The 19,038-nt window shown below is 62.4% G+C and carries 20 protein-coding genes; 9 read left to right on the forward strand and 11 right to left on the reverse strand.

All coding sequences use genetic code 11. The annotated features are described in order from the left end of the window. Positions 1 to 202 precede the first annotated feature (202 nt). The 7 genes from OKW20_RS15905 to OKW20_RS15935 all read right to left on the reverse strand — a co-directional run bounded on the left by OKW20_RS15905 (position 203) and on the right by OKW20_RS15935 (position 7,006). A complete protein-coding gene (locus OKW20_RS15905; RefSeq protein WP_043611241.1) occupies positions 203 to 589 on the reverse strand; it encodes a c-type cytochrome in 387 nt (128 codons plus the stop codon). Positions 590 to 794: 205 nt separating this feature from the next. Continuing rightward, positions 795 to 1,862: an ABC transporter ATP-binding protein gene (locus OKW20_RS15910; RefSeq protein ID WP_429173521.1), complete on the reverse strand. Its 1,068-nt coding sequence runs from the start codon at positions 1,860 to 1,862 to the stop codon at positions 795 to 797. Between the two features lie 11 nt (positions 1,863 to 1,873). Further along, positions 1,874 to 2,707: a carbohydrate ABC transporter permease gene (locus tag OKW20_RS15915; RefSeq protein ID WP_429173524.1), complete on the reverse strand. Its 834-nt coding sequence runs from the start codon at positions 2,705 to 2,707 to the stop codon at positions 1,874 to 1,876. Positions 2,708 to 2,711: 4 nt separating this feature from the next. After that, on the reverse strand, positions 2,712 to 3,647 hold the full coding sequence (locus OKW20_RS15920; RefSeq protein WP_429173527.1) for a carbohydrate ABC transporter permease: 936 nt from the start codon (positions 3,645 to 3,647) through the stop codon (positions 2,712 to 2,714). Positions 3,648 to 3,787: 140 nt separating this feature from the next. Continuing rightward, a complete protein-coding gene (locus OKW20_RS15925; protein WP_429173530.1) occupies positions 3,788 to 5,050 on the reverse strand; it encodes an ABC transporter substrate-binding protein in 1,263 nt (420 codons plus the stop codon). Between the two features lie 70 nt (positions 5,051 to 5,120). Beyond that, a complete protein-coding gene (locus OKW20_RS15930) occupies positions 5,121 to 6,293 on the reverse strand; it encodes a PLP-dependent transferase (RefSeq protein WP_429116275.1) in 1,173 nt (390 codons plus the stop codon). Then, positions 6,290 to 7,006 carry a FadR/GntR family transcriptional regulator gene (locus OKW20_RS15935; RefSeq protein WP_429173533.1) on the reverse strand — a complete coding sequence of 239 codons (717 nt, stop codon included), beginning with the start codon at positions 7,004 to 7,006 and terminating at the stop codon, positions 6,290 to 6,292. The genes OKW20_RS15930 and OKW20_RS15935 overlap by 4 nt, the downstream gene beginning before the upstream one ends. Positions 7,007 to 7,152: 146 nt before the next feature. On the opposite strand from OKW20_RS15935, the gene OKW20_RS15940 reads away from it, so the two are divergent. Beyond that, complete coding sequence (locus tag OKW20_RS15940) at positions 7,153 to 7,404, forward strand: hypothetical protein (protein WP_429173536.1); 252 nt, start codon at positions 7,153 to 7,155, stop codon at positions 7,402 to 7,404. Between the two features lie 57 nt (positions 7,405 to 7,461). On the opposite strand, the gene OKW20_RS15945 is transcribed toward OKW20_RS15940, so the two are convergent. Together OKW20_RS15945 and OKW20_RS15950 are read right to left on the reverse strand one after the other, a co-directional pair. Continuing rightward, positions 7,462 to 8,565, reverse strand: coding sequence for a M24 family metallopeptidase (locus tag OKW20_RS15945; protein ID WP_429173537.1), 1,104 nt, complete (start codon positions 8,563 to 8,565; stop codon positions 7,462 to 7,464). Between the two features lie 318 nt (positions 8,566 to 8,883). Then, positions 8,884 to 9,576, reverse strand: coding sequence for a GntR family transcriptional regulator (locus tag OKW20_RS15950; protein ID WP_429173538.1), 693 nt, complete (start codon positions 9,574 to 9,576; stop codon positions 8,884 to 8,886). Positions 9,577 to 9,765: 189 nt separating this feature from the next. On the opposite strand from OKW20_RS15950, the gene OKW20_RS15955 reads away from it, so the two are divergent. From OKW20_RS15955 to OKW20_RS15970, 4 genes are all read left to right on the forward strand, one after another. Continuing rightward, positions 9,766 to 11,133, forward strand: coding sequence for a glutamine synthetase family protein (locus OKW20_RS15955; RefSeq protein WP_192447109.1), 1,368 nt, complete (start codon positions 9,766 to 9,768; stop codon positions 11,131 to 11,133). Beyond that, complete coding sequence (locus OKW20_RS15960; RefSeq protein ID WP_429174494.1) at positions 11,130 to 12,443, forward strand: NAD(P)/FAD-dependent oxidoreductase; 1,314 nt, start codon at positions 11,130 to 11,132, stop codon at positions 12,441 to 12,443. Before OKW20_RS15955 ends, OKW20_RS15960 begins: the two co-directional genes overlap by 4 nt. A 261-nt stretch (positions 12,444 to 12,704) precedes the next feature. Beyond that, a complete protein-coding gene (locus OKW20_RS15965) occupies positions 12,705 to 13,619 on the forward strand; it encodes a transglutaminase-like domain-containing protein (RefSeq protein ID WP_429173540.1) in 915 nt (304 codons plus the stop codon). 134 nt (positions 13,620 to 13,753) lie between these two features. Then, positions 13,754 to 13,903 (forward strand): hypothetical protein, encoded by a 150-nt coding sequence (locus OKW20_RS15970; RefSeq protein ID WP_043611259.1) that lies wholly within the window; start codon positions 13,754 to 13,756, stop codon positions 13,901 to 13,903. An 8-nt stretch (positions 13,904 to 13,911) separates the two neighbouring features. On the opposite strand, the gene OKW20_RS15975 is transcribed toward OKW20_RS15970, so the two are convergent. Both OKW20_RS15975 and OKW20_RS15980 read right to left on the reverse strand, forming a co-directional pair. Continuing rightward, positions 13,912 to 14,304: a YybH family protein gene (locus OKW20_RS15975; protein ID WP_043611260.1), complete on the reverse strand. Its 393-nt coding sequence runs from the start codon at positions 14,302 to 14,304 to the stop codon at positions 13,912 to 13,914. A 51-nt stretch (positions 14,305 to 14,355) separates the two neighbouring features. Then, positions 14,356 to 14,973 carry a TetR/AcrR family transcriptional regulator gene (locus tag OKW20_RS15980; protein ID WP_429173542.1) on the reverse strand — a complete coding sequence of 206 codons (618 nt, stop codon included), beginning with the start codon at positions 14,971 to 14,973 and terminating at the stop codon, positions 14,356 to 14,358. Positions 14,974 to 15,089: 116 nt separating this feature from the next. On the opposite strand from OKW20_RS15980, the gene OKW20_RS15985 reads away from it, so the two are divergent. The 4 genes from OKW20_RS15985 to OKW20_RS16000 all read left to right on the forward strand — a co-directional run bounded on the left by OKW20_RS15985 (position 15,090) and on the right by OKW20_RS16000 (position 19,035). After that, on the forward strand, positions 15,090 to 16,187 hold the full coding sequence (locus tag OKW20_RS15985; RefSeq protein WP_429173544.1) for an ABC transporter substrate-binding protein: 1,098 nt from the start codon (positions 15,090 to 15,092) through the stop codon (positions 16,185 to 16,187). Positions 16,188 to 16,262: 75 nt separating this feature from the next. Next, positions 16,263 to 17,144: an ABC transporter permease gene (locus tag OKW20_RS15990; protein WP_429173546.1), complete on the forward strand. Its 882-nt coding sequence runs from the start codon at positions 16,263 to 16,265 to the stop codon at positions 17,142 to 17,144. Positions 17,145 to 17,146: 2 nt separating this feature from the next. Beyond that, positions 17,147 to 17,938 (forward strand): ABC transporter permease, encoded by a 792-nt coding sequence (locus OKW20_RS15995; RefSeq protein ID WP_429173548.1) that lies wholly within the window; start codon positions 17,147 to 17,149, stop codon positions 17,936 to 17,938. Continuing rightward, the gene (locus tag OKW20_RS16000) at positions 17,935 to 19,035 is read left to right on the forward strand and encodes an ABC transporter ATP-binding protein (RefSeq protein ID WP_429173550.1); all 1,101 of its coding nucleotides are present in this window, start codon (positions 17,935 to 17,937) and stop codon (positions 19,033 to 19,035) included. Before OKW20_RS15995 ends, OKW20_RS16000 begins: the two co-directional genes overlap by 4 nt. The last annotated feature ends 3 nt before the right edge of the window (positions 19,036 to 19,038 follow it).

Raw genomic sequence — 19,038 nt, forward strand, 5'->3', positions numbered from 1 at the left:
GCAATCCGTAGATCTCTGCTGCACGTTTTCCTTGGTCGTCGTCGATCCAGGGATGAAAACATGCAGGAATTCAAAGTTCTACAGCGACCTCTCTGCGTCTGGTCAGGCGCGCGGCGCTGTAGATGCAATTATTGCACGAACGTCCAATAGTCGCAATTCGCCGCCGACGTGGCGAGCGGCGGTTGCGTTTCGTCTTTTCAGCCTACTGCGAATACTGCTTGAGATAGGCGAGAAGATTGGAGATGTCCGTGTCGTCCTTCAGCCCGACGAAGGCCATTTTCGTGCCCTTCACCTTGGCCTTGGGATTGTGCAGATAGTCGCGCAGCGTCGTCTCGTCCCAGACCAGACCACCCTTGCCGGCATCGACCATAGCCGTGGAGTAGCTGAAGTTGGGATGGGTGCCGGCGGTTCGCCCCAGGACATGGTTGAGCGAGGGCCCGACCTTGTTGGTATCGCTGTCGACGATATGGCAGACGGCGCATTTCTTGAAGACCGTGGCTCCGGCCGTGGCATCACCCTCTTGCGCGAGGGCGGCGAGCGGACAGAGCAAGGTTGTCGAAAAGGCAAGGGCAACAACAAGAATTCGCATGACACTTCCTCAAAATCGCCGGGCGCAGGCAAGGAAGGCTATCGTCAATCTGTCGTTTTGGCGGTGCTTGCTTCTCTTAAGTTGGCGCCACGGCGGTTGATACTTGCGACACCGAAACGGTACGCCTCGTCCTCAGGAAGTCAACCGGCGGCGTCGGCCAGTTCGCCGACGCCGCCTAATTTTTCACCATGGCCGGTGTCGGCAATCAGACGCGATTGCCGTCGGCATCGAAGAAGTGCAGCCGTTCGACGGGCAGGCGCACGGGCAGCGAGCCGGAAACGTTGAGGAACCGGCGGTCGTTGGTAAACGCCTTGAAGCCGGCACGGCCGAAGGAAAGATGCAGGATGATGCCGAAGCCGGTCGGCTCGACCAGGTCGACATTGGCCTTCAGCGCATCCGGGCCTTCGACGCCGATCTCCACATGTTCCGGCCGGATACCGAGCGTCGCCTTGCCGCCGTCGGCGAGGGCAGGATGCGGCTGAGCCGGGATGACGATGCCACCATCTGTTTCGAAGCGGGGAGTGGTGCCGTTTCGGTAGGTGCCCTCGAAGAAGTTCATGCCGGGCGAGCCGATGAAGCCGGCGACGAAGAGATTGGCCGGCCGGTCATAGAGGTCGAGCGGGCTTCCGACCTGTTGTACGAAGCCGCCGTTCATGGCGACGATGCGGTCGGCGAGCGTCATGGCCTCGATCTGGTCGTGCGTGACGTAGATCGAGGTGGCGCCGAGATCCTTGTGCAGCTTCTTGATTTCGGCGCGCATCTGTTCGCGCAGGCGAGCGTCGAGGTTCGAGAGCGGCTCGTCGAACAGGAACGCCTTGGGTTCGCGAACGATGGCACGGCCCATGGCGACGCGCTGGCGCTGGCCGCCCGAGAGCGCGCGCGGACGGCGCTCGAGCAGCGGATCGAGCCCGAGCTTGGCGGCTGCCCCTGAAACGACGCTTGCGATCTTCTCCTTGGCGGTCTTCCGGAGCCTCAGGCTGTAGCTCATATTCTTGGCGACCGACATATGCGGATAGAGCGCATAGGACTGGAACACCATCGCGATGTCGCGGTCCTTTGGCGCCAGCTCGTTGACGCGTTTGCCGGCGATGCGGATCTCGCCCGAGGTGACGCTTTCAAGGCCGGCGATCATGCGCAGAAGCGTGGATTTGCCACAACCGGACGGGCCGACGAGCACGACGAACTCGCCGTCGCCGATCTTGAGATCGACGTCGTGCAGGACCGGGTGGATGCCGTAGGATTTCTGGATATTGGCGATATCGATGGAAGCCATGAGAGCAATCCTCAGCCTTTGACCGCGCCGGCCGTGAGGCCCTGGACGAGATAGCGTTGAATGAGCAGGAAGAAGAGGCAGGCGGGGATGAGCGCGAGCACGCCGGCAGCCATCATCTGCCCGAAGTCGACGGAGAACTTCGACACGAAGGACAAAAGTCCAACCGGGAAGGTCGCCTGGTCGTTGCCGGAGATCAGCATCAGCGAGAACAACAGCTCGCTCCACGCCGCGGTGAAGACGAAGCCGAGTGTGGCGGCGATGCCGGGCAGCGTCAGCGGCAGGATGATCTGGCGGAAGGCGACGAACTGTGTTGCGCCATCGATCATCGCCGCTTCCTCCAGGTCCTTCGGAATGCCGTCGAAGAAGGACTGCATCAGGAAGGTGGCGAAGGGCACGTTGAAGGCGGTGTAGACGATAACGAGGCCGGTCAGGCTATTGGTGAGGCCCATCGGCGAGAGGATCTTGAAGATCGGCGCGACCAGCATCACCAGCGGGAACATCTGTGTTAGAAGCATCAGCGCCACCAGCCAGTACTTGCCGCGGAAGTTGAAGCGCGACAGCGCGTAGCCCGAGAGCGAGGCGAGAATGGTGACGATGACGGCAGTCGAGCCCGAGACGATCAGGCTGTTCTTGAAGAAGACAGGAAAGGCGCTGTGGCGGAGCACGAAGTCGAAATGCTCGAGGCTGGCGCGCGACGGCCACATCCGAATGCCTTCGGAATAGAGCAGGTCGTTCGGCGTGACCGCGACCTTCAACAGCCAATAGAGCGGGAAGAGCGCAAACGCGATATAGGCAAGGATTGCCAGCCGGTGCGCGATCATGAGGAAAAGCGGTTTGGCGCGCATCGGTTCAATCCTTGCTCAGGAGCCATTGGCGCAGGATGACGATCAGCATCGAATAGGCGAGCAGCAGCGCCAGCAGCACCAGCGCGATCGCCGAGGCGTAACCGAAATCCAGCCGCTTGAAGGCCTGGGTGAAGATGTAGCTGGCGACGATCTGGGTGCGATCGGCCGGTCCGCCATTGGTCATGACGATGATCAGGTCGGCGAAGTTGGAGATCCAGACGGTGCGCAACAGGATGGTGATGGCGATCGTCGGCGCGAGGAATGGCAGGGTGATCGAGAGGAAGCGCTGGACCGGGCCGGCGCCGTCAATGCTTGCGGCCTCATAGAGGTCGCGCGGGATCGCCTGGAGGGCGGCTAGCAGCGTGATGGCGAAGAAGGGAATGCCCCACCAGACATTGGCGACGATCGGCCCCCACATGGCAAGCTGCGGGTCGGACAGGATGTTGTGCGGCTCGCTCATGAGGCCGAGCGCGTAGAACCAGTGCGGCAGGGGGCCTACGACCGGATTGAACAGCCAGGCCCAGTTGAGGCCTGCAAGGAAACTCGGCACCGCCCAGGGCAGGAAGACGAGAGCCTGGGCGAGGCCGCGGCCATAGAAGGGTTTATCGAGCAGCAGGGCCAGGATCAGGCCGAAGACGAACTGGAAGAACACAGAGGCGCCGGTCCACCACAGCGTATTGCGCAGCGCCCGGTAGAAGGCCTGATCCTCCGACAGCGCCCGGAAGTGATCGAGGCCGATATAGGCGCCGGAGAACGGATTCAGGAGCTGAATATCGCGGAAGGCGTAGGAGACGCCGAGCACCAGCGGCACCAGCATCACGGTGACGATCAGGATCAGCGCCGGCGCGCCATAGAGATAGGGTGCGGCGCCATCGGCGATGCGCTTCTTCAGCGGCGTCCTGCTTGCCGGCAGGCCGCTTTGGCGGGCGACATAGGCCATCGATCGAAATTTCCCCTGTGCGGCCGCCGGTTTTTCGGGCGTGCCTCGATTCTAGGTCGGAGCGGAAAGGGCGGAGACCGCGCCCACTTTGTTCCGCGCGAGATCAAACGGCCGGCGGCGGAAAGCCGCCGGCCGAAGGCTTACTTCTTGCTGGCAAGGAACTTCTGCTGCGCCTTGGTCAGGTAGTCTGCCCACTGGTTGGCGAGCTGTTCCGGCGTGATGTCGCCGAGCAGCGCTTCCTGGGTCGTCTTGATGGCGAGCGAATCCTTGAAGAAGGCGAATTCCTCGAGGTAGGTCGGCATGACCGTCAGGACGACGTCCTTGTCGGCGAGTTCGTCGAACCAGCCCTTGAACTGAGCGCTGGCATAGAAGGGGTCCTTCTCGGCCGACTTGTGCACCGGCAGCGCGCCGGTGCGCTTGTTCCACTCGATGTTGCCTTCCGGCCCTTCGAGGGTTTCGATCAGCTTCCAGGAGAGATCCTTGTTCTGGCTTGCAGACAGCATCGACCAGCCGGCAAAGCCGATGGTGGTGAACGCCTTGCCGCTTGGGCCCTTCGGCATGGTAGTGACGCCAAAATCTTCCGATTTCATGCGCTCGGCAATGGCGATCAGCGCATCCGGATCCTGGTCGAGGAAGGCGCAGGTGCCGCTGTAGAAGCCGGCGACGATTTCGTTGAAGCCCCAGTTGACGCTGTCCTTCGGTGCCAGCCCGTTCTTGTAGAGGTCGATCACCCAGGTCAGACCCTTGACCCAGCCTTCGCTGTTCATGGTCGAGGTGCCGTCCTCGTTGAAGAACGTGTTGCTGCCGGCCATCGTCGCGCCGAACATCACCCAGCCGTTGAGGCCGCCCGGGCCGCCGCGCAGGCAGTAGCCGGATTTGCCAGGAAGCTTGGAGACGGCTTCGGATGCCTTGACGAAATCGTCCATCGTCTTCGGCGGCTCGCTGACGCCGGCTTCCGACAAGAGCTTCTTGTTGTAGAACATCGCGCGCAGATAGAAGCCGTAGGGCAGCATGTAGGCGGTATCGTTGATGTCGCGGCCGAGTTCGAGCGCGCGCTCCGTTAGCCCGCCCGTGTGCTCCCACTTGGCGAGATAGGGCTCGAGGCTTTCGAGCATGCCGTTGTTGGCATAGAGCGACAGCCAGGTGTCGGGCATTTCCATGACGTCAGGCAGTTCGCCGGCCGAGACCATGGTCGCGAATTTCTGGAAGGCTTCGCCCCAGGGAAGCGAGATGATCTCGACCGTCGTGCCAGGGTTGGCGGCCTCGAACTTGGCGACGATCGACTTCAGCGTCTCGGTGCGCTCCGGGCTGGTGATGACTTCGACCAGTTTCAGCTTGGTGTCGGCGAGCGCGCTTCCGGCCATCAGGGTGGCGAGAAGCGTGGCAGTGATCAGTTTTTTCATTTTATGTTCCCTCTTTTCTTCGTTGGTTTGCTTCAAAGTGGGGAGAAGCGGGACCTTGATCCCGCCCCTGTCAGTCAGTCGAAGCGACGGTGAGCGCCGCTTCGAGATCGCTCCAGAGGGCCTCCGTTCCCTCCAGACCGACATGCAGCCGTACCGACCGCGGCGAGATGCCGAAGGCGGCCGCGGAATTCGGCTGGGCTTTCTGCGACAGCACGACTTCGCCCGGCACGATGAGGCTTTCGTGTCCTCCCCAGGAAACGCCGAGCTTGAAGAGTTCGAGATGATCGGCGAAGCGCCGGACGTCCACGCCCTCGCGGAAGATGAAGGAGAAAAGGCCGGATGTGCCGGAGAGACCAGGCGGCAAGGTGTTGCCGAGGCCGGGATGGCAGACTTTTTCAACCAGCGGATGGGCCTGCAGCCGCCGCGCGACTTCAAGCGCCGAGCGTTCGTGCGACTTCATGCGGATCGGCAGGGTGCGCAGGCCACGGATCAGGAGCCAGGCGTCGAAGGGCGAGAGCTTGCCACCGAGATAGGGATAGGCTTCCGAGCGGATGCGGCCGATCAGTTCCTTCGATCCGGTGACGACGCCGGCGACGACATCAGAGTGACCGCCGAGATACTTGGAAGCCGAGTGGATGACGAGATCGACGCCGAGCGAGATCGGCTGCTGGAAGATCGGGCTTGCCCAGCTGTTGTCGATCGCGGTGATGATGCCCTGGTTCTTGGCAAGGCGGGCAAGGGAAGCGACATCGTGGGTGTCCATCACCCAGCTCGTCGGGCTTTCCATGTAGAAGAGCTTGGCGCCGGGTAGCGCCTTGGCGACCGCTTCCTCGTCGCGGCCGTCGACATAGGTTACCTCGATCTTCATGCGCTTCAGATGCGTGCCGAAGAGCCGGAAGGCATCAGGGTAGACGTGGTTGACGGCGACGATGCGATCGCCCGGCTCGACGAAGGAGAGCACCGTGGAGGAGATCGCCGACATGCCGCTCGCAAAGCCGATCGCGTCCTCGCCGCCTTCGAGTTTCGCCAGCATCTCCTCGAACATGCGCACGGTCGGGTTGAGGCCACGGGTATAGATCGGCCGCACGCGCTCGCCCCGATAGGAGGCGACCATGTCGTCATAGTCCTTGAAGGTGAAAAGCGAAGTCTGCACGATCGGCGGCACCACTGCGTCGAAGGCGTGGCCCTCGTCATGCGCGACGATCAGCGAGGCGTGGTCGAACGGATCGAGGCCGTTGGTCATTTGGACATTTCCTTGATGTCTTCCTCGACGATCGCGAGGATTTTCAGCGTTTCTTCGCGCGCCGTCTCAGGGTCCTGAGCGGCGATCGCGTTGAAGAGGGTGCGGTGGAACGGGAAGGAGCGACGGGCGAAGTCCGTTCGATCGAAAGGATGGTCCCAGAAGCGCTCGAAGGCCTCGCGCATCTGTTCGAGCAGCTGGCGAAACAGCGGATTGTGGGTGGCGTCGTAGATCGCCAGGTGAAAGGCGAGGTCTTCCGGCCCCGACGTGCCCTTGGCGATATGGACGCGTTCCATCTCGTTGAGCTTGATTTCGATGATCTTCAGGTCGTCTTCGGTGCGCCGGCGGGCGGCGACCATGTTAGCCTCGACCTCGATGCCCCGGCGCACTTCGAGCGTCATCAACAGCACGTCACGCAGATGCGCGGTGTCGAGCGTCAGCGGCATATGGACGGTGGCGCCGGAGATCGTGCGCAAGAGATAGGTACCGCTGCCCTTGCGTGCCTCGACGACGCCGAGTGCCTGGAAGTGGCGGATGACTTCGCGGATGGTCGAGCGGCCGACAGCCAGCGCCGTCATCAGTTCGCGCTCGGCCGGCAGGCGCTCGCCGGGTTTGAGGCCCGATTGTTCGATGTAGTCAGCCAATGCGGCAATCACCTGCTGGGCCCGGTCGGCCGGGGGCAGGGGCATCAGTGCCGCTCTTGCCGGTTCATTCATTCGGCTCCCTCCCCAGAGGCCAAATTGGTCTGACATCTCACCAATATGATCAAGCTGGTTGGGGTCGTCAAGCAAGAACTGATAGATGCACAGCGGTTGACCCCGCCCGCCTCAGGCGTAGACAAGGGAGGCAAGGAGCTCTGGTGATGATGAAATCGGAATATCAGTTCGTGGTCGCAGCCGTGCTCGGCGCATTCTTCGTCATGGCGACGGCTGCGGGGGATGCCGAAGCGCAGATGCGGACGCGGAAGGGCGAGTATTACGAGGGGATCCAGCGCAAGCCCTATGGTTATTACTGGATCTGGCCGCCGGTCGAGCAGCAGCAGCCCGTCTACAAGAAGCAACCTGGCAAGAAGGGGAGCGAGGTGGCGAAGCCGCGCAAGCGGCCGGTTCAATAGCCGCAAGGCTGGCAAAAGCGCAAAGAGAAGCGGCGCCCTGGGGCGCCGCAACTTCGATCAGACCTTCGCGACGTGAACGTCGCGGGGAAGCGAGGAGAGAACCTCCGGCCCATCCTCGCGCAGGATGACGATATCCTCGAGGCGGATGCCGAAGCGACCGGGCAGATAGATGCCAGGCTCGATGGAGAAGACCATTCCTTCTTCCAGCACGGTTTCCGAGGTCGCGGTGATGTAGGGTGGCTCGTGACCGTCGATGCCCATACCGTGGCCGGTGCGGTGAACGAAGTACTCGCCGTAGCCGGCGTCCGAGATCACTTTACGGGCGGCAGCATCGACCTCTTTGGCGAGAACGCCCGGACGAGCCGCCTTCAGGGCCGCCTGGACAGCTCTTTCGACGATCGTGTGGATCTGCCCGTAGCCTTCGGGCGCGCGGCCGACGATTGCCATGCGGGTAATATCGCTCGGGAAGCCCTGTTTGCGGCCGCCGATGTCGATGACGACGGCGTCGCCTTCCTCGATCACCCGCTCGCCCGCCGAATGATGCGGGAAGGCACCATTGCCGCCCGCGCCGACGATCCAGAAGGCGGGTGCTGCACCTTCCGATGCGAAGTGCGCGCGGATGTCGGCGGCCAGTTCCTTCTCCGTCATGCCCGGACGGATCTTGGAAAACGCCGCCTGCATGGCGCGGTCGGCGATGCCGGCGTTCATCTTCAGCAGTGCGTATTCGCTCTTGTCCTTGCGCATGCGCAGGCTCCCAAGCGTTGCCGGGGTGAATTCGCGGGCGGTATCGGCGGGCAGCGCATCGATGAGCAGCAGCGCGAAATCTGCGCGCATGGTTTCGTCGAGCACGACGCGGCCGGGCTTTGCGGCGCCGACATCGGCAAGCGCTGCGGTCAGGGCGTCGCTCGGGCCAATGTCGTCGGCCCAGTTGTGGAAGGCGATATCGGTGTGCTCGCGCGTGCCTTCGGCATTCAGCGCCGGCATCAGGAATGCTTCCTTTTCCGGGCCGATGAGAAGCAGGCACGGACGTTCGTCGGGATGCGGATGGTAGCCGATCAGCCAATCCATGTGCGATCCCGGGGCCAGCGCGACGAGGCCGACATTGCTTTCGGCCATCGCGCGGCGGAGCGCCGCAAAACGGCTCTTGGTGAATTCTTTCATGGTGTTTCCAATTCTGGCTTGAGAAAATCAGATGCCGCCAACCGGTCAGGCGGCTGTGGTCGAAGTGATGGGTGAAAGGAGCGCCGGAGATCGGCGCAAAGTCGGCTATGGGGAATGCTTGAGGCCCGCGCCGGTCTTGCGGCGGGACCTGGACCTTTGGCTCTTCAAGCGGACTCCTCCCCCTCGAATGCACGAACATGAAGCCGGGAACTGCTCGCTTCCCGTCACTATGCGTCTGTATTTGCACGACTTTGGTGCCGTGATTGAACGTTGTCAATACGGAATTTTAGTAATACTAAAATTTTGACGGCAGTGATCTCACGCGGCCAAGCGCAGCAACCGCGCGACCGCCTGCTGGTCGAAGCCACCAATGCCTTCCCGGATATCGGCGGCGATCGCGTCGGCAACGGCATCCTCGTCGCGGCGCCTCAGCGCCTCGATCGCCTCGCGGTGGCGATCGACGACGTAGAGTTCGGTCACGTGTTCCATGGCGATCCCGAGGATCGGGCCGAGCTGCAGCCAGACACTCTCGATCAGCGGCATGGCGACCGCGTCGGGATTGGCCGTGTAGATCATCCGGTGAAACGCCTGGTTGGCGATCAGCGCCGCCACCTTGTCACCCCGACGGATCTCCGTCTCGATGCTGTCGTCGATCGCCATGATCTTCTCGATCTGGCGTTCGGAGAGATGGGCGACGGCCCGGCGTGCGGCATGGCTTTCGAGCGCGATGCGCAACGAGATCAGTTCCTCGAACCGGGCAGGGGTGATGTGCGGCACGACGATGCGGCGGTTTTCGAGGAACTGCAGCGCGCCGATCGAAGTGAGTTGTCGCAAGGCCTCGCGCACCGGAGTGGGGCTGCTTTCAAGCGCCTCGGCCAGGCCGCGGATCGTGACGGAAGTGCCGGGTCGGAACGCGCCGACCATGATCGCCTGGCGCAGCCGATGAAAGGCATAGTCGTGCGTCGTCATGCCATCGGGGCGCACCAGCGGCGGTAAGACAAGGGGTTTCAAGTGCGCATGTCCTTTTGCCCGAATTGCGATGGTTTTCTCATCAGCGAGAGCGGCGTTTGGCAAACGCCTGCATACACTTTTGCGCGCCCCGCTCTACGTCAAATGCCTGATAGCACTGCCGCTGCTTGACTCCAATTCCTGAATTATGTCAACTTTCTGAAAATGTGATCACAAAAAGAGATTTGCGATATGTCGCTCGACGCGGAAGATCCCAGCGCATTCAAGGCATGGCTCGAGCAGAACGGGCCGATCGAAAGCATCCAGGCGGTCGTCTGCGACCTCAACGGCATCATGCGGGGCAAACGCGTGCCGGTGGAGCAGGCGGGCAAGGTTCTCGGCGGCGGCATCCGCATGCCGCTCTCGATCGTCGGCGTCGACGTGTGGGGCGAGGACATCATCAACAGCGAGCAGGTGTTTGCGAGCGGCGACCGGGACGGTATTTGCGGCGTCACCGGCCGCGGCGCGCTGCCGGTCAACTGGACCTCGCGGCCGAGCGCGCTTGTGCCGCTGTGGCTGCAGCTCGAGGACGGCAAGCCGTTTCTTGCCGATCCGCGCCAGGCCCTGGCGGCGGTCGTGCGGGAATACAAGGAGCTCGGCCTTCGCCCCGTCGTCGCGACCGAACTGGAGTTTTACCTGATCGATCCTGAGCCCGACAGCGCGGTGCCGCCGATCTCGCCCTATACCGGCAAGCGTCTCGATTCCGATGCGATCCTGTCGATCGACGAGCTCGACGACTTCGGCGAGTTCTTCTCCGACGTCTACAAGGAATGCGCCCGGCAGAACGTGCCGGCGGATGCGGCGATCGCCGAAAATGGCATCGGCCAGTTCGAGATCAACCTGCTTCACACGGATGACCCGCTGAAGGCGGCCGACGACGCGATCTTCTTCAAGCGCATCGTCAAGGGCGTGGCGCGCAAGCATGGTCTTGCTGCGACCTTCATGGCCAAGCCCTATGGCACCCGCTCGGGCAATGGCATGCATGTCCATTTCAGCCTGCTCGACGAGGAGGGCAACAACGTCTTCAACGACGGAAGTGACGAGGGGTCTCCGATCCTCAAGAATGCCGTTGCCGGTCTCTTGCGCGGCATGGCCGAGACGACGCTGCTCTTTGCCCCGCATTTCAATTCCTACCGGCGGCTGCGGCCCGACACGCATGCGCCGACGGCCGTGTGCTGGGGGTATGAGAACCGCACCTCGGCGATCCGCATTCCCGGCGGCAATCCCTACGCTCGCCGCATCGAACATCGTGTCGCCGGCGCGGATGCCAATCCCTATCTCGTCATCGCCGCGATCCTCGGTGCCGCCTTGGTCGGCATCCGCAACAAGTGGAAGCCGCCGGCGCCGGTTTCAGGGCGTGCCTATGCAACGGAGAAATTGCCCAAAATTCCCTCCGAATGGGGGCAGGCGGTCGATAGCTTCGAGGCAGGACCGATTGCCGCCGAAATCTTCGATCCCGTGCTGCGCTCGATGCTGATCGCCTGCAAACGACAGGAGATCGCGGGCTTTGCCGAGCAGGTCACGGACTACGAATTCAGCGCCTATCTGGAAATCGTCTGATGCTCAACAAGCAGAAATCCTATGCCGGCGACGGCAGCTACCCGACCAGCTTTTATGCCGCCTCCCGCAACATCATCCGCACGCCGGTCCGGCTGCAGGGTCGCGTCGAGACCGACGTCTGCGTCGTCGGCGCCGGCTATTCCGGTCTGTCGACGGCGATCCACCTGGCGGAAAAGGGCTACAAGGTCGTCGTCATCGAGGGGGCTCAGGTCGGCTGGGGTGCTTCGGGCCGCAATGGCGGCCAGGTGGTCAACGGCCTCAATGCCAGTCTTGCCACCATCCAGCGCCGCTATGGCGACGATGCGGCGCGCTTCATCGGCGGGTTGGTGCAGGAGGGCGGCAAGATCATCCGTCGTCTCGTCAGCCAGTACCAGATCGAATGCGACCTGAAGCCGGGCAACATCTACGCCGCCTATACGCCGGCGCACATGAAGGAGCTCGAAGCCAAGCAGGCGCTCTGGCGCAAATACGGCATGGATGATCACCAGCTTCTCGACCGTGAGGCGCTCAGCAAGCTCGTCACGTCGGACGCCTATTGCGGCGGCATGCTGGATACGACCGGCGGCCACATGCATCCGCTCAATCTCGTGCTCGGCGAGGCGCGCGCCTTCGAAAGCATCGGAGGCACGATCTATGAACAGTCGCCGGTGACCCGGGTCGACCACGAGGCGGCGCGGCCGACGGTCTATACCGAAGGCGGCGAAGTCGAGGCGCGTATCGTCGTGCTCTGCGGCAATGCCTATCTCGGCGATGCGGTGCCGAAGCTCGTCTCGCGCGTCATGCCGGTCTCGACCCAGATGATCACCACGGCGCCGCTTGGCGAAGAACTCGCCCATTCGCTCATCCCGAGCGACATGTGCGTCGAGGACGTGCGCTACATTCTCGATTATTTCCGGCTCTCGGCCGACAAGCGCATGATCTTCGGCGGCGGCACCGTCTATGGCGGAACCGACCCGGCCGACGTTGTCGCCAAGCTCAAGCCCAACCTCGAAAAGGTGTTTCCGCAGCTGAAGGGGGTGAAGATCGATTACGCCTGGAGCGGCAATTTCGCGCTCTCCTTCACTCGCGTGCCGCAGATGGGCCGGATCGGCAGCAATACCTATTTCGCCCATGGCTACAGCGGCCACGGCGTCACCGGTTCGCACCTCTTCGGACGCACGCTCGCCGAGGCGATCGACGGCGACACGACGCGCTATGATGTCTTCGAGAAACTGCCCTGGTACCCATTCCCCGGCGGGCGCATGTTCCGCGCGCAATATTCGACGATCGGCTCCTGGTGGTACCAGTTCAAGGACGCCGTCGGTCTTTAGGCTGAAGACTGGCGACTGCAGCCTAAGCGAATGCGCACGCGGCAAGGGGCGTTTTCGCGACGATCGCGATATCGCCTCGCTGCCGGATGCGCTACTATCGGCTCCGGGATCGGCCTGTCCGCGGGAGGGCATGGCGCGTAGCAATTGCTGACATGGGGCCGACTGCGCGGCCCTGCCTACGGATACCAAGGGGGTGCCACGTCATCGGGCGGGGCAAGACAGACGGAAAGCATTGCTTTCCGTCGAACTTGGAGGTCTGAGATGTTCGTACGCTTCGGCTATGAGATCGGTATTCGCTGTCCGCAACCAACGCCGATGATGACCTATCTTTCCGTGGTGAAGGAGCGACGAGCGGGGCTTCGCCGCGAGCACGGGCCATTGCCGTCTCCGCTGGTTCAGATGGAGGAAATTACCGACCCGCATGGCAATGGCTGCCTGCGGATGACGGCTCCGGAGGGGGATTTCAAGCTTTCCTATGACGCAGTCATAGAAGACGACGGCAGGCTCGATGCGTCAGATCCCCTGGCCGAGGCGGTGCCCGTCGAAACCTTGCCGCCGGCAACGCTGCCCTATCTGGCAGCCAGCCGCTACTGCGAAACGGACCGGCTTGGCGCGCTTGCCTGGCGTTTGTTCGGCGACGTGCCGGCCGGCTGGGAGCGCGTCCAGGCGATTTGCGATTACGTGCACGAGCGGCTGGTCTTCAGCTACGGCTATGCCCAGGCGATGCGCACGGCCCTTGAGACCCATGAGGATCGTGTTGGTGTGAGCCGTGACTACGCCCATCTGGCGATCACCCTCTGCCGCTGCATGAACATGCCGGCGCGCTACGTGAACGGCTACATGGCAGACCTGCCGCAGAGCGACCATCCTGCGCCGATGGATTTCAATGCCTGGTTCGAGGTCTATCTCGGTGATCGCTGGCATACCTTCGACGCCAAGAACAACCAGCGGCGGGCAGGGCGCATCGCGGTCGCCCGTGGCCGCGACGCCGCCGACATTCCGCTGATCCAGACCTTCGGCAAACACGAGCTGACCGCTTTCACCGTCTGGACCTGCGTCGAAACGGACAGCGCGCTCAAGGGTTCGCACCGTGCCTCCGACGTGTCGCTGCTCACCCCATGGTTCAGCGAAACCTGGTCGAAACATCTTCAGGACCGCGACCGCAACCGCCATTGACGAGGGCGATCGCGGCGAACCGATTTTTTACGATTTATGCGATTTGCGGAATTTAATATCTACAAACTCAATGGAGAATATAGGAGAACAAGACAGTCGATGGGCCGTGGCCCGCGCAGGAACGGAGAGACGCGATGAACGCAGCGAAACCGATGATCCAGTCCCGCTACGCTGTTTTCGGGGCGACACCGCAACGCCGCTCACATGTTCATCTGGTTCCGCACGCAATTGCCATCGTGGCCGCGTTTTCCTTCGTCAGCGCCGTCGTCGTCGGCGCCTTCTGACGCCAGTCTCAGTTTTGCCGTGACAGATGCTCGTGCACGGCGAGCCATTCTCCCGATGCCGCCCGCCCGAACACGATGGTTTCCCGCTCGTCGGCAGTCGCCGGCTCTCCATTGAATTCCAGTTCGGTCTCGACGCGGTGCGTAAAGACGGCGACATCACCCAGCGCCTGAACATGTCGTTCGCTCGACCGACAGGCGCGCACCCGAAACCCGTCCCGTTCCTCCCAAAGCGACCATTCTGCCTCGTATTCGGCACGGCTTTTCAGGGGCCGGTCGAGCGTGTGGAAGATGAAGGTCGCTTCCGGCGCAAAGGCCGAGAAATAGGCGGTCCTGTCGTGGCGGGCGAAGGCGGCAACCAGCCGGTCGGCGGCCTGAAGCACCGACTGCTCGAGATCGTTCATGGGGTTCCCTCTTTATCCGGAAGCAGATTGCTCCGGTGGTTTTTGTGATGGTCAGCGCACTGCGATCAGCGTCGCCAGCGGGCGGTTCTGGCGCGAGACGCGCGCCTTGAGGTCGTCGAGCGTCATCGGCTCCCGCTTGGCAAACTCGGTGAACATCATGTTGAGATTGTTGAAGAACATCTCGCCGACCGCCTCGGCGTCGATATCGATTGCGACGACGCCCTTGGCCTGCAGCTTGCGGATCAGCGTCGAAACCTGCTCGCACAGCCGACGGTCAAGCTCGGTATAGCGCTTGCTGAACGGGCTTTCCGGCTGCTGGATGGCGATCGCCATGGCGGTGCGCCACATCTCCTTGCTGAGATAGTAGAGCGAGTGGTCGTAGTATTCGCCGATCAGCGCATCGAGTGCGCCCATGACGGAGGCGGGCGGGTTGTCGACGATCGATCCGCCGCCGGCGAGCACTTCCTCGACTTCCATCGACACGGTCGCAAGCAGGATGTCACCCTTGTTTTCATAGTAGTTGTAGAAGGTTCCGACCGAGATTTCGGCACGCTCGGCAATGTCCTCGATGCGCGCGCTGTCATAGCCGACTTCGCGAAAAAGCACGGCGGCGGCGTCGAGAATTCGCCTGTTGCGATCCGCCTTTTGCCGTGCGCGCAGCCCTGTCATTCCAGTGTTCCCTCGAATTATGAATTGGTTCAAAATTGAGATTGACTTAAAAAATGAATTCATTCAATCTTTTTTTGAAGACGCCGAAACGAGCGTCAAAACAAGAGGGCAACAGCATGATTCAGTCAGTTCATGACGGTGCGCGCCTGCGCCGTTTTTTCTCCTCCACGGCCGCAATCGCGATCGCCGCTCTGTCGACAGTCGCAGCCCCCGCGCCGGTCTTTGCCCAGGAAGAGCTCAATGCGCTCGTCTGGTGCGACCACACCGATCCGGCGCTTCTGGAGCCGTTCGAGAAGGCCAACGACGTCAAGGTCAACGTCAAGGTCTATGAGGGCACCGGGGCAGGGCTCTCGATCCTCGACCAGTCGCAGCCGGGTGACTGGGACGTGCTCGTGATCGACGGTGTCGATGTGCATCGCGCCATCGATCTCGACCTACTCGCCGAAATGCCGGCCGATGCGCTGCCGACCGCGGATATCTTCCCGGAAGTGCGTATGGAGGCGAACAACATGAAGGACGGCAAGACCTACGCCGTCACCGAGAAGTTCGGCTACAACACGATTTCCTACGACAAGACCAAGGTCGACCCGCAGGACATGCAGGACCTGTCGATCATCTGGTCGGACAAGTACAAGGGCCGCATCGCGCTCTACGACTACTACCTGCCGATGATCGGTCTCGTCGGGCTTGGCCTCGGCAAGAAGACTGCCGATCTGAGCGACGCGGACATGCCGGCGATCAAGGAAAAGCTCGCAGCGATGCGCGCGGTTTCCAAGCAGGTGAGCGACGTCGTCTCCTCGCAGACGGCGCTGGCGACCGGCGAAGTCGACATCCTCGTCGGCGGCGGCGAATGGATCACCGCGGTTCTCTCGGCCGATAAGCCGAGCCTCGACTGGACCATCCCCGAGCAGGGTGCGGTGCGCTGGGCGCAATCGATCGGCGTGATGAAGGATTCGACCAAGCAGGATCTGGCGCTGAAGTTCGTTCAGTACATCGTCAGCCCCGAGGGCCAGGCGCGGCTTGCAACCTCCTCCTGCTACTGGGCGATGCCGGCCAATGCCAAGGCGGGCGAGCATCTGACCGACAAGCAGAAGGCAGCACTTCGCTTCGACCAGCAGGCCGAATACCTGAAGAAGACGCAGCTCTATCCGATCCCCTCGGCCGAACTCGACCAGAAGTTCCAGGATGCCTGGACGGAGATGCTGCAGCAGTAACGACAGCAGCGGGCGCGTCGTGTCGCGCTCGCCCTTTTTCTTTGCTCGCCCGAAATCCTTTGATCTGGGACGGTAATGGCAGACACCGCTTTGACATCAGCGACAGCGCTTGAAGACGCCGACCGCCGCAAGGCCTGGGGCTTCGTTGCTCCAGCGCTTCTGTGGACCGTCGCCTTCTTCGTCGTGCCCTTCGCCTTCATGGCGGCGATGAGCCTCTGGAAGCGCGAGGGGCGGGACATCGTCCATGCCTGGAACTTCGACAACTACATCCGCTTCTTCTCCGAGAACGCGCTGTTCCGAGGGCTCGTCAACTCGCTTGAGATCACCGTCATCGTCACGGTTATCTCGGTGTTGCTTGCCTATCCGCTGGCCTGGATCATCGCCGAGCGCGTGCCGAAGCGGCTGCAGCGCATGGCGCTCATCCTGGCGATCCTGCCGTTCTGGACCTCCTACGTGGTGCGCTCCTATTCCTGGCTGCTGGTCTTGTCGAAGAACGGCGTGATCAACCAGATGTTCATGACCATCGGCCTGATCTCCGAGCCGCTGGAACTCGCCAGCACCCGCACGGCGACGGTGATCGGCTTCGTGCATTTCTTCGTGATGCTCCTGACGCTGACGATCTATTCCAACCTCATCCAGCTGTCGCCCAACTACCGACGTGCGGCTGCCGACCTCGGCGCCAACGCCTTCCAGACCTTCTGGCATGTGGTGCTGCCCTTGACGCTGCCCGGCATCATGACCGGCGCCTTCCTCACCTTCGTGCTCTGCATCGGTGACTACGTCACGCCGCAGATCCTCGGCGGCAACAATGAGCTGGTGCTGCCGCAGATCATCATGCTGCAGCTCGGACGTCGGGCGGATTTCCCGATGGCGGCGGCGCTGTCGATCGTGCTGATGCTGGCCGTCACCGTCGCCTATCTCGCCTGCGCCCGCTGGCTGAAGATCGAGAGGGCCTGACGATGCTGCGCCAGATCTTTGCAAGCGTGCTCTCCTGGACCTATCTCGTCCTCGTCTACGCCTTCATTTTCCTGCCGGTTGCCGTGCTAGTGCTGTTCTCGTTCCAGGACGGCCGCCTGCCTGTGCCGCCGTTCAACGGCTTTTCGCTACAATGGTACGAGGCGGTGTTCGCCGACCGGAAGCTGATGGCAGCGCTTGGCAACTCGATGGTCGTCGCGCTCGTCTCCTCCACCATCTCCGTGCTGCTCGGCTTTCTCGCGGCTTACGCGCTGGCGCGATACAAGCTGCCGGGTTCGGCGCTGCAGCGCGGCCTGCTGATCGCGCCGATGACGGTCAGCTACCTGATCATCGCGCTCGGCCTTTTGTCGCTGATGAACGCGCTGCATATCCCGCTGTCGCTGATGACCGTCGGCATCGGTCATGTGGTGATCAACCTGCCGCTCTGCTTTGCCATCATCTATGCCTCGATGGGTGATCACCACATCAACATCGAGCGTGCGGCGCGTGACCTCGGCGCGAACGATTTCAAGGTGATGGCGCTGGTAACGGCGCCGATGCTGATGCCGTCGATCCTCGCTGCCTTCTTCCTCTCGGTCACCTTCAGCTGGGACGAGTTCATCATCGCCTTTTTGCTGTCGCGCTTCGACGTGACGCTGCCGGTGGAGATCTGGAGCCTGCTGCGCTCCGGCCTTAACCCCAAGAACAATGCCATCGGTTCGCTGGTGTTTCTCGCTTCGGTGGCCGTGCTCCTCATCCTTGAGCTTTCCCTGTTCGGAAGGACGAAAAAACAATGACCGCTTCCGTCTCGATCGAAAACGTCAGCAAGATTTTCGGCGCTTTCACCGCGCTGGACAATGTCTCCCTCGACATCCGGGCCGGCGAGTTCATCGTGTTGCTCGGGCCGTCGGGCTGCGGCAAGACCACGCTGCTCTCCATTCTCGGCGGCTTTCAGTCGCCGAGTACCGGCCGCGTGACGATCGCCGGTCAGGACATGACCTATGTGGCGCCGGCCAAGCGCCCGACGACGACGATGTTTCAGGACTATGCGCTGTTTCCGCACATGCGCCTCGTCGACAATGTTGGCTTCGGGCTCCGGATGCGGGGCCTTGCCAAGGCAGAGCGCGACGAAAAGGCGCTCGGTTTTCTGGATCTCGTGGGTCTGAAAGCGTCTGCCGGCAAGCGGCCTCATGAGCTCTCAGGTGGCCAGCGCCAGCGCGTGGCGCTCGCTCGGGCGCTGGCCGTCGATCCGGACGTGCTTCTGCTCGACGAACCGCTCGGTGCGCTCGATCTCAAGCTCCGCCGTCAGATGCAGGACGAGTTGAAGGCGATCCAGAAGCGGGTCGGCACCACCTTCGTGCATGTGACCCACGACCAGGAAGAGGCGATGGCGATCGCCGACCGCATCGTGGTGATGAACCAGGGGAGGATCGAGGATTTCGGCCCGCCGTCTGAGATCTACATGCGGCCGCGCTCGCTGTTTTCGGCGGGTTTCATGGGTGAGGTCAATTTCGTCTCCGGCCGTGTCGCGGCGGCTGACGCAAGCTCCGCTCATGTTGAAACACCGCTCGGCAGCCTGGCATTGCCGGCGAAGAACTTTACCGCATCCGCGCCAAAAGCCGGCGATCGCATCACGCTGACCATCCGGCCGGAACATTTCCGCGCCGACGACAAGGCGGGAGGGCCGACGGTGGCGCTTGGCGAGGCGCGCGTCGCCGGCAGCGCCTTCTTCGGCACCCACTATCGTTGCCACCTGCAGCCTTGCGCCACGGACACCAGGGCGCTGGTGGCGCATCTGCCGCAATCGGCAAGCGTGCGCGAAGGCGAGATCGTGCCACTTGCGGTGCGCGCCAGCGACGTCGTAGCCTTGCCCGCGTCAGGCGGACATGCGTAGCAC

The sequence above is a fragment of the Ensifer sp. LBL genome (assembly GCF_050435225.1).
Lineage (GTDB): Bacteria > Pseudomonadota > Alphaproteobacteria > Rhizobiales > Rhizobiaceae > Ensifer.

Bases quoted from the DNA above. Each gene is read 5' to 3' on its own strand.
- OKW20_RS15975 (WP_043611260.1), bottom strand. From the start codon at position 14,304: ATGAACGATCTCGAGCAGTCGGTGCTTCAGGCCGCCGACCGGCTGGTT.
- OKW20_RS15920 (WP_429173527.1), bottom strand. From the start codon at position 3,647: ATGGCCTATGTCGCCCGCCAAAGCGGCCTGCCGGCAAGCAGGACGCCG.
- OKW20_RS15905 (WP_043611241.1), bottom strand. From the start codon at position 589: ATGCGAATTCTTGTTGTTGCCCTTGCCTTTTCGACAACCTTGCTCTGT.
- OKW20_RS15935 (WP_429173533.1), bottom strand. From the start codon at position 7,006: ATGAATGAACCGGCAAGAGCGGCACTGATGCCCCTGCCCCCGGCCGAC.
- OKW20_RS16000 (WP_429173550.1), top strand. From the start codon at position 17,935: ATGACCGCTTCCGTCTCGATCGAAAACGTCAGCAAGATTTTCGGCGCT.
- OKW20_RS15910 (WP_429173521.1), bottom strand. From the start codon at position 1,862: ATGGCTTCCATCGATATCGCCAATATCCAGAAATCCTACGGCATCCAC.
- OKW20_RS15955 (WP_192447109.1), top strand. From the start codon at position 9,766: ATGTCGCTCGACGCGGAAGATCCCAGCGCATTCAAGGCATGGCTCGAG.
- OKW20_RS15930 (WP_429116275.1), bottom strand. From the start codon at position 6,293: ATGACCAACGGCCTCGATCCGTTCGACCACGCCTCGCTGATCGTCGCG.
- OKW20_RS15995 (WP_429173548.1), top strand. From the start codon at position 17,147: ATGCTGCGCCAGATCTTTGCAAGCGTGCTCTCCTGGACCTATCTCGTC.
- OKW20_RS15915 (WP_429173524.1), bottom strand. From the start codon at position 2,707: ATGCGCGCCAAACCGCTTTTCCTCATGATCGCGCACCGGCTGGCAATC.
- OKW20_RS15980 (WP_429173542.1), bottom strand. From the start codon at position 14,973: ATGACAGGGCTGCGCGCACGGCAAAAGGCGGATCGCAACAGGCGAATT.
- OKW20_RS15970 (WP_043611259.1), top strand. From the start codon at position 13,754: ATGAACGCAGCGAAACCGATGATCCAGTCCCGCTACGCTGTTTTCGGG.
- OKW20_RS15985 (WP_429173544.1), top strand. From the start codon at position 15,090: ATGATTCAGTCAGTTCATGACGGTGCGCGCCTGCGCCGTTTTTTCTCC.
- OKW20_RS15965 (WP_429173540.1), top strand. From the start codon at position 12,705: ATGTTCGTACGCTTCGGCTATGAGATCGGTATTCGCTGTCCGCAACCA.
- OKW20_RS15945 (WP_429173537.1), bottom strand. From the start codon at position 8,565: ATGAAAGAATTCACCAAGAGCCGTTTTGCGGCGCTCCGCCGCGCGATG.
- OKW20_RS15990 (WP_429173546.1), top strand. From the start codon at position 16,263: ATGGCAGACACCGCTTTGACATCAGCGACAGCGCTTGAAGACGCCGAC.
- OKW20_RS15925 (WP_429173530.1), bottom strand. From the start codon at position 5,050: ATGAAAAAACTGATCACTGCCACGCTTCTCGCCACCCTGATGGCCGGA.
- OKW20_RS15940 (WP_429173536.1), top strand. From the start codon at position 7,153: ATGATGAAATCGGAATATCAGTTCGTGGTCGCAGCCGTGCTCGGCGCA.